An 11,393-nucleotide genomic window follows, 5' to 3' on the forward strand; every position below is an offset into this window, starting at 1 on the left:
AATTCGAAAGCCAAGCTTATTATGGTAAAAGTTCAGAGCAGTGTCTTTGTCGGAACAAATCACCGCAATATGATGAATGCGATTTAATTTCATGAGGCGCCTCCTGTTTTAACCAGAAAAACCGATTTGCTTATTTCATTATCCTGAAAGTTATAACTTAAACTCAAATATACATTTTTCAGTTTCGCCTTTTAATATACGCATGTCATTATCTTCAGGAAGCTTTGCAATTTCAAGAAGATTTCCCTTTAAATACTCACATGTTTTTCTAGACGCAATGTTATCTGGATTGCATGTTATGAGAACACGAGACATTTCATGCTTTTTAGCCAATGAGAATAATAACTCACAAGCTTGGGCTGCGTAATGATGACCCCTGTATGGTCCATCTATTTCATAACCAATATGACCACCGAAATAAGAGTTCTCATTGTCGCCAATTCTCAAACAACATTTACCCATTCGATTATCGTGTGCGTCACAAATGAAGAAATGGTAGGCAGGCACCCATTTTTTAACGGCATCAGCCTCTGTAAACTTTTCAAGCTCAAGCTTAATAAAATTATTATTTAAAAAATCTGTATTAAAAAAATCCATTATTCCCTCTAAAAATTACGATTTGTCATCGACAATAAAACCTGGAATATATCTTCTACTATATCCGTTTTCAAATAATAAAAAAAGCCATCTGACAGTATCCGCCAGATGACTTCAAAATCGTGTTTTGTTGTGATCATTTTCCGCAATAGATCTTAATTGCCTGGAAGATAAACTCTGAAGTTCCTTCACCGCCCATCTTTTCAATATTCTGGGACAACTCTCCGCCGCCTACATAGCCTGTTCCAAGGCCATAAAGAATATCATCAGTGCATGTGTACATATGCTCCGTAATGAAATCCTGTACTTTCTTTACCTGAGCCTGGACCTCTTCGGATGCCGGATCCATTCCCTTCATAGTACCAAACTCTTCAAAAAGCTTAGTAAAGTCAGCCATCAGGCCGCTCTCATATTCTTTTGTCCAGTTCTTGCTTTTTTCGGCATATTCTTTATAAGCAGGAGTATCTCCCCACTGTTCTTTGGCCTTTTTTGCGTATTCATCAAGCTTACTTGTATCAAATGCTGAAAAATTCAATTTCCTCACTCCTCTCACTTTAAGGTATTTGCACATGTTCAGCAGATTCTCAATGTGCTCCTTCTTAAGTTCCAGAAGTTCTATCTGCTGTTCCAATGCTTTTGTCTTGTCAAAGTCAGATCTGTTAACTATTTCCTTTATGTCATTTAGCGGAAATTCCAGCTCCCTGAACAGTAAAATCTGCTGCAACTTTTCCAGAGCTGCATCGTCATACAGCCTGTAGTCAGAATCGGTGTATTTCTCCGGCTTTAAGAGTCCAATCTCGTCGTAATAATGCAGTGTGCGTATACTCACTCCCGTCATTTTACTTACATCATTTACTGTCATCATATGGTTTAGAAGCAGATGCTGTTCTACATATTGAAGATGGTTCAGATCAGGATTTGTTTCCGGATGGGACAAGCTTTTCAGATTTTGTCTCTTGAATAAAACTTTTGGATGTTTCGTTAAGTAATTTTCATTCCAATCTTAAGGTTTCTGAGCATACCCTTGCCATATATTCAGGAGATTCTTTCATGCCGTTTTTTATCCATGTCAGCGACACTTCCCATAAGCCGGCAGCAATACCTCTGGCAATGTATTCATGTTGGGAAGCGTATTCGCTGTCTGAGGCAATACACAAGGCATTATAGAACATATCCGTAAAAGAGATATTTGAATTACGGATAAGTACACACATGTCTTTATCGGAGTGCAGCCTTGAAAACACCTTTAAAAACCACTCATATGTGTTACTTTTATGCAACACTCCTGTCAGAGAAGCGCTGAGCTCGTCAGTTATGTTTTTTGTAATGTCCTGAATGATAGCCTCTTTTGAAGGATAATTTCTGTAGACAGAAGCTCTTGAAGCTCCTGATTTTTTTATTATCATGGTCATATTTATATCTTTGTACGGATGCTCTTTCATCAATCCGATCAGCGCATCACAGATGCATTCTTTAGTAATTCTGTTGGACTCCTTATTTGACATTCTTCGTATATTTCTTTTTTCAAGCTCTGTGGACATTTTGGCCTCCATTTGTATTGTCACTACATTTTGTGAAATTGTGTATCAAATACGCACAACATATTGTTTGACATTTGTATAGATGGTATAAATGTATTATCAGGTAGATGTTTTGTCAATATACATAAAAATACTGGGAGACGATATGAACACATTTACAAATATTTCACATGCAGCGCAAAGACAAGCTTTTAGTGTCCTGATAGACAAATTCCTTGGCCATCTTGATAAGACTGATGACCGCACCAAAACATACTTAAAGCTCGTTGATGAAGCAGAACGCTTTTGGGGAAAGAAGGCTGCTGATCCTGAAAAACTGGAAGCTGTTAGACGTGCATTTAAGGATCCGGATAACCGCTGGGTAAACTTTATAAACAGAGTATTGGATGAAACTGATCCGCATGTAGCCAAAATGACCATGCTCAATCTGGGGTACGAGGCTTTCTTCAGGGGAACAAAGACTATACGGAAGAACAGGGAAAAATACGGCTGTAACATACCATGGCTTATACTTTTTGATCCTACTTCTGCCTGCAATATGCACTGTGAAGGATGCTGGTCAGGCACTTATGGACCAAAGAACAATTTGTCTTTTGCCGATATGGATAAGATAGTAACTCAGGGAAAAGAGCTGGGCGTGTATCTCTATATGATGACAGGTGGAGAGCCCCTTGTCAGGAAGGCAGATATACTTAAGCTTGCAGAAAAGCATAATGATGTGCAGTTCGGAATATATAGTAATTCAACTCTTGTGGATGATGATTTTTGTAAAGAGGTTGTACGGCTGGGAAATATTACATTCATGCTTTCCATAGAGGGGACACCTGAAACTAATGATGCAAGAAGAGGAATCGGTCATTATGATGCAGTGATGAATGCAATGTCTCTTTTCAAAAAATACGGGATTCTCTTTGGGACATCTATTTGCTATACAAGAAATAATATTGAAGCCGTGACAAATCCTGAATTTATAAAGTATATTGCAGAAAAAGGCGCGAGATTTGGCTTTTTCTTCCACTATATGCCGGTTGGAAATAATGCGGTACCGGAGCTGATGCCTACTGTAGAGCAGAGAAAGCTGATGATAGAACGTATCAGATGGATTCGCTCAAACGAATGTGATACAGGCTTCTTTCCGATGGATTTTCAGAATGACGGAGAAGCTGTAGGTGGATGTATTGCAGGTGGAAGGAATTATTTCCATATTAACTCAAGCGGAGATGCAGAACCTTGCGTTTTCATCCATTTTTCAAACACTAATATACATGACAATTCTATTTTGGAAATGCTAAAGAGCCCGCTTTTCATGGAATATCATAAGGGACAGCCCTTTAATAAAAATCACTTAAGACCGTGTCCGATGCTCGAAAACCCAAAACTTCTAAGGGAGATGGTGGAAAGATCAAATGCACATGGCACAAATGAAGAATCGGAGGAGAGTGTAGAGCATTTATGTGCAAAGTGTGATGACTATGCTCTCAAGTGGGCCCCTATTGCCGATGAGATTTGGAAATCGCAGCCACATCAAAAAAAGAAGTATGAAAATTATGCACCGGCTAATAGGATAGAAAATGATAATATTATGAGATTTGAAGAGAAGAAAACAGGCCTTGCCAAAGATTTCAAAAAACATGCATGATTAAAGATAAGCGTTTTTCCAAAATACGGCTTAATACTCTGGATTTGTCAGAAGCTATTATTCACCTGAATCAGTGAAGTTAATAAAGTCATAATCCATAAAACCTTATGATTGAATTGTTGGAGCAAGGTCCATATGTTCCATGATAAAACTGTTTTCATAAAAGACAGCCACATTCTTCGTAGAATTGTGGCTGTCTTTGTTTAGTCCCTTATTTAATTGCTCTAATCATGCAGTCTTTAAAAGGCTCAACAATCCAACAATTAACAGGATTGGAAGTGCGATATAGATAAGTCCGCCCATTACCATTCCCACCAGAATAACAGGAAGGAATACAATGTAAAGCATTACTTTCATGATGCCCCATGTAGCTCGGAATGCGAAGCCAACGAGTTTACCGAAGATCATGAAGAAAAGAATAAAGAATAAAATTGTCATCACAAGCTCCACCTCCTGGATTTTCTATTAATAAAATGTTTGTTTATATATCTGATGAAATGATTATATGATAAGGCGCTCTCATCAAAAATACTATTTTACGTGAAATAAACGCCCATATTTCGCCGCCAGGGAAATAAAAAGCCCTCCGCTATTCGTGATGATGAACATCGGAGGGAGATACGTGATTATTATGTTGTTAGCCTTCAATGGCTATGAGGTTCTTTTCAGGGACTTTTTCCATTGCCTTTTTAGGGATGGATAGTTTTAAAACTCCGTGTCTGTAGTTAGCTTCAATGTCCTCTTTCTGAACATTCTCACCAATGTAGAAGCTCCTTGTCATTGATCCTGCGTACCTTTCCTGTCTGATGAGTTTACCCTTCTTGTCGTTCTCATCCTTATCAAGGCCTTTAGCAGCGTTGATGGTAAGATAGCCATCATTGAGTTCTACAGTGATCTCTTCTTTCTTGAAGCCAGGCAGATCGATCTCTACTTCGTAGTTGTCATCTTTTTCCCTGACATCGGTCTTCATCATCCTGCCGGCTCTTCTTCCGTAGAGCTTTTTCTCCATGTTGTCGAATTCCTTAAATTCCGGGAATCCGAACAGGTCATCCATGAATTTTTCTTCAAAAATACTAGGTGCTAACATAATGCTTACCTCCTTTGCACATAAACAATTTATTTGTATATGAGCATTGGGACGGAGGGTTCAGATCATTGGAACGTTAAGTCCTAACGGTCTTCTCTGTTCCTTTGTTCTACTTTAAGTATAACACCAGAATTAGCACTCGTCAATAGTGAGTGCTAATATGATTAAAAAAGGCTTATTTCCAAAAAAGAAAAAGTAGCGAAAACACTAATGTTTACGCCACTTTATGTCCAAACTATTATCAAACTGATTAAAAAAAGCTCATACCCTTCTATAGTCTTCTGACACTTCTAAAAATGTCCTGCTCCCCTGAATATAATATACTTTGCATCAAGATTCCGGTATAATGCTCATCCCAACAAACAGGAATTTATATAAGCGTATAACCTCTGAACCCGCGCACGGAATAGTACGAATCCGCCCCGTTATGGAATGTGAAAACCGTCCCGTAACGTCGTTCGCAGAACAATGCACCGCCCTTGTCGCGAATATCATCCGGCGTAGTGATCCAACTTGACGTTTTCAAATCAAATTCCCCGAGACTTTGCAGTCGGCGATAGAGTTCCTCCGTCATGATCAAAACGCCGATTTCTTTTGCTTTCCATTCGGCGCTGCCTGACGGCGGGTTTTTAGCACGCCCCTGTAATGCCTTTTCGTCATAGCACAGGCTTCTGCGCCCAGAAGGGGACTCCTTTGCGCAGTCGCAGAAAATTAGCTTTCCCGTCTTTTCGTCATAGCCGATGGTATCCGGTTCTCCTCCGCTCTCCTCCATCCTTCTCAAAACATCCATGGAGCCCGGATGCTCAAGCAAACGTTTCTCCACGTCAAGCCAACTCAGTTCCATATGAAGATTCTTATTATCCTGAAACCTCGCTTTTAATATTTCTAACATGGTTTACCCCTCCAATTTCCGATTTGTCGTTCTGCATTGTTTTCCGGGAGAACTAGCTAACACTTCAGCCAGACCAATCTCATTTGTCACAAGTAGTTTACTCATGTATTTCCAAAGGAAGCCCGTCCGGGTCACGGAAAAACGTCATTTTTTCACCCGTGAAAGCATCCCGTCGTATCGGTTCACAAGGGATACCCATAGACTCCAATTCTGCGACGGTCTCATCTACACTATCTACACGGAAAGCAAGATGACGCAATCCGTAAGCTTCGGGAGAAGGACGGAGTGGATGATCCTTCATAATAAAAAGTTCAATTTCGCTGTCATCGAGCTTAAGGTCAATCTTCCAATCATCCCGTTCCGGTCTATAGTTCTCTCGCAGAATTCGAAAGCCAAGCTTATTATGGTAAAAGTTCAGAGCAGTGTCTTTGTCGGAACAAATCACCGCAATATGATGAATGCGATTTAATTTCATGAAGCGCCTCCTGTTTTAACCAGAAAAACCGATTTGTAGTTTTTTGGATTATCCTGAAATATTATACTACCATCAGCAATGTTCCGACTCCAATCAAGATACATCCTAAGATTGATTTTACTGTAAACTGTTCATGCAGGAACACGAATGCAAGCACCAGCGTAATCACCACACTGAGCTTGTCTATAGGCACTACTTTGGAAGCTTCTCCCATCTGCAATGCTTTGTAATAACATAACCACGAAGCACCCGTAGCTAAACCTGAAAGAACAAGAAATATCCAGCTTCTTTTACCGATTGTTGATAAACCGTTCTGTGCATGAGTTATAAAAACCATAATCCAAGCTATTCCTACCACTACCACAGTTCGAATGGCCGTAGCCAGATTAGAATCAACTCCTTCAATTCCTATCTTAGCCAATATTGATGTCAATGCAGCAAATATTGCCGATAACAGTGCAAATACAATCCACATATATCTAAAGCCTTCCCAACTATTTCATCTTGACAAACGCCACTTTGCTAAAAGCTCATGATAATAAAGGCAGATGTTTCCATGATGCCCATCCTTCATGCGAAATCCTTTTGGTATTATTCCCATGGTCTCTCAGGATTACCCTCTTCAGAAGGATCCTTATATTCATACCTTTGCGGATCTTTACCTATTTTTCTGAAATAGTCCTTTATATCCTTTTCATGGCCGATATCATTCGGCTCATAAAATGTCATGTCTTTTATCGCATCCGGAAGGTACTGCTGCTCTACCCAATGATTGGGATAATTGTGAGCATATTTATATCCAACACCCCTTCCGAGCTTCGCAGCCCCTTTATATGAGGAATCCTGAAGATATGGAGGTATGGGAAGATTTCCGGTTTCTCTCACTGTCTGCAACACCTTCTCTATTCCGAGATAAGCCGCATTGGACTTAGGAGCTGAGGCAATATAGGTTGCTGCCTGGGCAAGGATGATTCTTCCTTCAGGCATTCCGACACGTTCAACTGCTATTGCTGCAGATGCTGCTACACATATAGCCATGGGATCAGCATTCCCTACTTCTTCAGATGCTGCAACCAGCATTCTCCTTGCAATGTACTTAACATCTTCACCTGCAGCAAGCATACGACCGAGATAATAAAGCGCTGCATCAGGATCTGATCCACACATGGACTCTATAAATGCTGCTATGGTGTCATAGTGGTTATCTCCGGTCTTGTCATAGCGGATAGCTTTCTTTTGGATGCACTCCTCAGCTACTGCAAGGTCTACGTGGATCTTTGCATCTGCCGAGGGTTTTGTGGTGAGCACTGCCAGTTCTATTGCATTAAGTGCAGCCCTCGCATCACCATCAGCTATATCCGCAAGGAAGTCTGCCGCCTCATCTGTTATCTCAGCGTTGTACTGCTTTACACCCCTGTCAGATTTAAAAGCTCTTTTTATGAGAGTCAGGATGTTATCTTTAGAAAGAGGCTTTAGCTCAAATATCCTTGACCTTGATATAAGCGCCCCGTTCACTTCAAAGTATGGATTCTCAGTAGTAGCGCCTATCAGTATTAGTGTGCCATCTTCAACGTATGGAAGCAGGTAATCCTGCTGAGCCTTGTTAAATCTGTGTATCTCATCTATGAAAAGTATTGTCTTTCTTCCGTATCCACCCAGATTGTTCTTGGCTGTTTCAACTACAGACTCCATATCTTTTTTACCGGCTATCGTAGCATTGACCTGATGGAAGTCTGCCGAGGTAGTATTGGCAATCACTTTTGCAAGGGTTGTCTTTCCTACCCCGGGAGGTCCATACAGGATTATCGAACTAAGTCTGTCTGCCTTGATAGCACGATAAAGCAGCTTGTCTTCACCTATTATATCTTCCTGTCCCACAACTTCATCAAGTGTCTGTGGACGCATTCTTGCAGCTAAAGGCGCTTCTTTTTCTTTTCTGTTGCCAGCCATATATTCAAAGAGATCCATATCAGCATATGCTCCTTTGTTCAATTTCACTCTTTAAATTATATCATGCCTCGCACGCCCCATAAGCCATATCATGATTTACTTCAGCCTGGTAAAAGGCTCCCATGGTACTTGAAGCATTGAACAGAGCTGCAAGTAGATACTTCTTCACATCCTATGTATTGTAACTATCTCCTTGCGATGTTTTTCAGGATTTATCGTTCCCTGAATAGCAGACAACCAGTCGCCTACATGGATTGCCCTTTTTAATTCAGCTTCATTGGTTCCTGTATTTCCCGTTGGATCACTTATATTTGAAGTCTGCACTCTGACTCCAAGATCAGATTTCTCACTATTTCTCTTGTCCTCACGCTCTGTGAGAATCACAAGATAAAGACTTCTCTCGAATCCATCCAGCATACAGTCAAAATTGGAATAGTTATCAAGAATAATCTCAACACGTTTTTCCATCGTTGCATTCCCATAGGTCTTAACAATGCTTTTTCTGCCCATCGCACTCCCCCTTCATGAAAATAGTCTCTTATAAGAATTGCTTTGTTCCGGAACATTTTTATTGTACTTTTTATGACACAGAAAAAGATTCCCCAATATGTGATACTTTATCAGGATTTGTGATATTGCCACATCTATTCCAAAGTTATCATCATTTCAATCCCCACATAAAGAGATCCAAGGCATCAAAAAAGAGGACTCCGAATAATTCTCGGAATCCTCTGACATCACAGACTTATGAAATTGACACATCATGCATGAACTGGGACGCCGGGGCAAAGCTTATCCAGCCTCTCATTGCACTCCGCTTCGGTAATATCACCATTTGAACAAAGTTCGATGATGTTGCCCATTTCCTTACTGATACGCATGAACTCTTCATCTGATATCTCATGGTCTGCATACTGTTTTGCCAGCTTGTTATAAAAATCAGCTCCAATATCAAAGCTTCTGTCGTCAAATCCGCTCATATCAAATACCTCCTTCAGAATAGATGAATCCATATTCTGATGCATGTTCCCTGAGAAATGCGATCATCATATCATTTTCAATTCTGGCTCTTACGTCCCAGGTAAGGTCTGTAGGAAAAATCTCACCTGACTTTATCAATTCCATGATCCTGTTGCTAAGTGCATCAGAACCTGTTGCGTTCCACGCATCATTTATGAATGACAGGCTCACAGCTGCATCACTTTTTCTCTTTAATGAAAAATACGTGCCCTGCGGTGTAGAAACCCTGCACTCAAGCAATCCATCCAATACTGCACTCTTTATATCCTGCCTGGAAAAACATCTTCCGGTGGGATGATTATGAGTAAAAATTCTGTCCTTTAGAAGTTCCTGCGGTGGGAAAACTGAATGCTTATCTCCATAGGTAACATCCACAATCACGCCCTGACAATTGATGGTAGTTCCCACTTCTATATCTAGCTGCATCTTTTCCTGTTCCACTTCATGAAGAACATTTGCTATGGCATCCTTGTTTTCATTATATTCGTCAAAAACCGTTTTCATATTAACCCTGTCTTTCTGTGTTGCCTATAATTTTATCATCCGGCAATTTATAAGACAAGCATCCATAAATTGCCATGTTTACTGCGTCTGTCCTGGTCTAATCCTTCCGTTATCTGCCTATCATAGTCAGAGCTCGCAGCTGCCTGAGTGCCACCTGTCTCACATCCGGTCTCTCTATCTTTGATGACAGCGCACAGCTTCGCGTAGCAGTATGCAGAAAGCCGGGGCTTCTTTTGCTCCCGGCTTTCGTAGTTGATAGTTTGTTGTCTTTTCCATATTCAGTTGTCTCTATTGGCCCTTTGCATGTGCACCTGCTTTTTGGGCACAAAAAATAGACCGCAATCCTCGTCAGAACTACGGCCTATGTACCCTTTCCACTATCAGCTACATAAGATTTTATTATGTACTAACACTTTTTTCGGCATCAATATGATTCTCTTAATAAATTCCTTCGATACTCTTTTCCAAAGCTGTGTATAATGTCCACCGTTCCAAGTTTTTTGAATCATCAATGCACCTTATATCCTTTTCAAAATGTTCTAGTGCTTTCTTCGCCTCATTAATATTACCGTGTAATAAATATATCAAATAACTAAACGCATCTTTTTCTATTTTTTCATGCATCGAAAAATAATAATGAGCATTATTGAAGATTTCAAGATAATCCACCTCATCTAATTCTTGTGGCTTACGATGTTTTTTATTTATCATACTTTCATAATGACTATAAAACGCATCAGATCCAGCAAATAAAAACTGAATTGCATTATTGGCCAGTTCAATCGCATGCTTTGTTTCTGGGCGCACAAAACTTTTTCCGTCAGCACTATAGTGAAGCCAATTATCCTCATATAAGTAACCATCAAAATTTCCCTTGGAATTCAAAGAGGCAACAAGATGTGTCACTGCTGGGTATATCTTATCTTTCACCAAATGATTAAATGCCAAAGCATCAATCAAAGAAACAACTGAACGAATGTCATGAAAGTATTCGCAGTCTTCCTTCTCAAATTTTTCTTCAATTTTCCACACCAGTCCATAAATATCGGCAAATGCAAACTGTTCAAGTTTATACAACTTATCTATATCCGCCTCAATTTCCAACTCGGATTTTTCCCGATCGACTGGATCTGTTTGTAATACTAAAACAATCTCATTTCTACTCATTTTCTCAATAGCCAAATCCTTACCTATCATTTTTACAATATTTGCTATTAAGTCAGAGCGCGACTTTCTATCATGGTAAAAAATCTTTGTTCTAACATTGTCCATACTAATCAGTGGAGCTAATACTTCTTTATCAGTAACATCCAAGGAATCGTATCAAGCTCCAGCTCATCATATTCCATGATCTCCCTGACCTGCGGAATATCAAAAGGAGCAAGTCTCGCACCGCAGCTCACAAGGATGGATTTCGCGGTCTTGCCTGCTGCAAGGCGATATTTTGCATACTGCCTTACCGCAAAGTGATCCGGATTTTTCTCAGCAAGTTTTTCAAACAAGATATCCACTGCATTTTTAAATGATTCATCATCTTCCCTTATCTCCATGGAATTGATCATCTCAACAAGAGTGTTGAAATTCCTCTCCTCTTCAGGAGCCTCATAATATATGAGACCGATAAGTGCTGTATACAGCAGTTTTTCTGCCTTCTCCCAAAACGGATCTCCGGGAGTTCCTTCACCCTT

General features: G+C 40.0%; 15 protein-coding genes and 2 pseudogenes. 1 reads left to right on the top strand and 16 read right to left on the bottom strand.

The window, feature by feature from the left end:
- The 4 genes from G586_RS27675 to G586_RS0116645 all read right to left on the bottom strand — a co-directional run.
- Positions 1-93 (bottom strand): VOC family protein (locus G586_RS27675; RefSeq protein WP_196811628.1); only part of this gene is annotated, 93 nt, incomplete at its 3' end.
- Between the two features lie 57 nt (positions 94-150).
- Positions 151-597 carry a GNAT family N-acetyltransferase gene (locus tag G586_RS0116635; RefSeq protein ID WP_026528612.1) on the bottom strand — a complete coding sequence of 149 codons (447 nt, stop codon included), beginning with the start codon at positions 595-597 and terminating at the stop codon, positions 151-153.
- Between the two features lie 136 nt (positions 598-733).
- Positions 734-1,462: a MerR family transcriptional regulator gene (locus tag G586_RS0116640; RefSeq protein ID WP_026528613.1), complete on the bottom strand. Its 729-nt coding sequence runs from the start codon at positions 1,460-1,462 to the stop codon at positions 734-736.
- 127 nt (positions 1,463-1,589) lie between these two features.
- A complete protein-coding gene (locus G586_RS0116645; RefSeq protein ID WP_026528614.1) occupies positions 1,590-2,138 on the bottom strand; it encodes a TetR/AcrR family transcriptional regulator in 549 nt (182 codons plus the stop codon).
- A gap of 145 nt (positions 2,139-2,283) precedes the next feature.
- Here G586_RS0116645 and G586_RS0116650 point away from each other — a divergent pair, with 145 nt between their 5' ends.
- On the top strand, positions 2,284-3,777 hold the full coding sequence (locus G586_RS0116650) for a radical SAM protein (protein ID WP_026528615.1): 1,494 nt from the start codon (positions 2,284-2,286) through the stop codon (positions 3,775-3,777).
- A 228-nt stretch (positions 3,778-4,005) separates the two neighbouring features.
- On the opposite strand, the gene G586_RS0116655 is transcribed toward G586_RS0116650, so the two are convergent.
- The 12 genes and pseudogenes from G586_RS0116655 to G586_RS23570 form a co-directional block, all read right to left on the bottom strand.
- Positions 4,006-4,215 carry a hypothetical protein gene (locus G586_RS0116655; RefSeq protein ID WP_196811629.1) on the bottom strand — a complete coding sequence of 70 codons (210 nt, stop codon included), beginning with the start codon at positions 4,213-4,215 and terminating at the stop codon, positions 4,006-4,008.
- Positions 4,216-4,414: 199 nt separating this feature from the next.
- Positions 4,415-4,864, bottom strand: a complete 450-nt coding sequence (locus tag G586_RS0116660) for an Hsp20/alpha crystallin family protein (RefSeq protein ID WP_026528617.1) — start codon at positions 4,862-4,864, stop codon at positions 4,415-4,417.
- Positions 4,865-5,234: 370 nt separating this feature from the next.
- On the bottom strand, positions 5,235-5,756 hold the full coding sequence (locus G586_RS0116665; protein WP_026528618.1) for a DUF4256 domain-containing protein: 522 nt from the start codon (positions 5,754-5,756) through the stop codon (positions 5,235-5,237).
- A gap of 97 nt (positions 5,757-5,853) precedes the next feature.
- A complete protein-coding gene (gloA2, locus tag G586_RS0116670; protein WP_022767537.1) occupies positions 5,854-6,231 on the bottom strand; it encodes an SMU1112c/YaeR family gloxylase I-like metalloprotein in 378 nt (125 codons plus the stop codon).
- A 61-nt stretch (positions 6,232-6,292) separates the two neighbouring features.
- Complete coding sequence (locus G586_RS0116675) at positions 6,293-6,706, bottom strand: EamA family transporter (RefSeq protein ID WP_026528619.1); 414 nt, start codon at positions 6,704-6,706, stop codon at positions 6,293-6,295.
- Between the two features lie 116 nt (positions 6,707-6,822).
- Positions 6,823-8,199 carry a replication-associated recombination protein A gene (locus G586_RS0116680; protein ID WP_026528620.1) on the bottom strand — a complete coding sequence of 459 codons (1,377 nt, stop codon included), beginning with the start codon at positions 8,197-8,199 and terminating at the stop codon, positions 6,823-6,825.
- Between the two features lie 43 nt (positions 8,200-8,242).
- Positions 8,243-8,353: pseudogene (locus G586_RS27095) on the bottom strand (DUF6017 domain-containing protein); the annotation flags it as partial.
- On the bottom strand, positions 8,347-8,691 hold the full coding sequence (locus G586_RS0116690) for a hypothetical protein (protein ID WP_026528621.1): 345 nt from the start codon (positions 8,689-8,691) through the stop codon (positions 8,347-8,349). The gene G586_RS0116690 and the pseudogene G586_RS27095, both read right to left, overlap by 7 nt.
- Before the next feature lie 251 nt (positions 8,692-8,942).
- Complete coding sequence (locus tag G586_RS0116695) at positions 8,943-9,161, bottom strand: hypothetical protein (RefSeq protein WP_026497038.1); 219 nt, start codon at positions 9,159-9,161, stop codon at positions 8,943-8,945.
- A gap of 1 nt (position 9,162) precedes the next feature.
- Positions 9,163-9,705 carry a hypothetical protein gene (locus G586_RS0116700; protein ID WP_026497037.1) on the bottom strand — a complete coding sequence of 181 codons (543 nt, stop codon included), beginning with the start codon at positions 9,703-9,705 and terminating at the stop codon, positions 9,163-9,165.
- A 438-nt stretch (positions 9,706-10,143) separates the two neighbouring features.
- A complete protein-coding gene (locus G586_RS0116705; protein WP_026528622.1) occupies positions 10,144-11,019 on the bottom strand; it encodes a hypothetical protein in 876 nt (291 codons plus the stop codon).
- Positions 11,020-11,021: 2 nt separating this feature from the next.
- Positions 11,022-11,393 (bottom strand): annotated as a pseudogene (locus G586_RS23570) (type IV secretory system conjugative DNA transfer family protein); the annotation flags it as partial.

The sequence above is a fragment of the Butyrivibrio sp. VCD2006 genome (genome assembly GCF_000423925.1).
In the GTDB taxonomy this organism is placed as follows: domain Bacteria; phylum Bacillota; class Clostridia; order Lachnospirales; family Lachnospiraceae; genus Butyrivibrio.

Bases quoted from the DNA above. Each gene is read 5' to 3' on its own strand.
- G586_RS0116635 (WP_026528612.1), bottom strand. From the start codon at position 597: ATGGATTTTTTTAATACAGATTTTTTAAATAATAATTTTATTAAGCTT.
- G586_RS0116640 (WP_026528613.1), bottom strand. From the start codon at position 1,462: ATGATGACAGTAAATGATGTAAGTAAAATGACGGGAGTGAGTATACGC.
- G586_RS0116645 (WP_026528614.1), bottom strand. From the start codon at position 2,138: ATGTCCACAGAGCTTGAAAAAAGAAATATACGAAGAATGTCAAATAAG.
- G586_RS0116650 (WP_026528615.1), top strand. From the start codon at position 2,284: ATGAACACATTTACAAATATTTCACATGCAGCGCAAAGACAAGCTTTT.
- G586_RS0116655 (WP_196811629.1), bottom strand. From the start codon at position 4,215: ATGACAATTTTATTCTTTATTCTTTTCTTCATGATCTTCGGTAAACTC.
- G586_RS0116660 (WP_026528617.1), bottom strand. From the start codon at position 4,864: ATGTTAGCACCTAGTATTTTTGAAGAAAAATTCATGGATGACCTGTTC.
- G586_RS0116665 (WP_026528618.1), bottom strand. From the start codon at position 5,756: ATGTTAGAAATATTAAAAGCGAGGTTTCAGGATAATAAGAATCTTCAT.
- gloA2 (WP_022767537.1), bottom strand. From the start codon at position 6,231: ATGAAATTAAATCGCATTCATCATATTGCGGTGATTTGTTCCGACAAA.
- G586_RS0116675 (WP_026528619.1), bottom strand. From the start codon at position 6,706: ATGTGGATTGTATTTGCACTGTTATCGGCAATATTTGCTGCATTGACA.
- G586_RS0116680 (WP_026528620.1), bottom strand. From the start codon at position 8,199: ATGGATCTCTTTGAATATATGGCTGGCAACAGAAAAGAAAAAGAAGCG.
- G586_RS0116690 (WP_026528621.1), bottom strand. From the start codon at position 8,691: ATGGGCAGAAAAAGCATTGTTAAGACCTATGGGAATGCAACGATGGAA.
- G586_RS0116695 (WP_026497038.1), bottom strand. From the start codon at position 9,161: ATGAGCGGATTTGACGACAGAAGCTTTGATATTGGAGCTGATTTTTAT.
- G586_RS0116700 (WP_026497037.1), bottom strand. From the start codon at position 9,705: ATGAAAACGGTTTTTGACGAATATAATGAAAACAAGGATGCCATAGCA.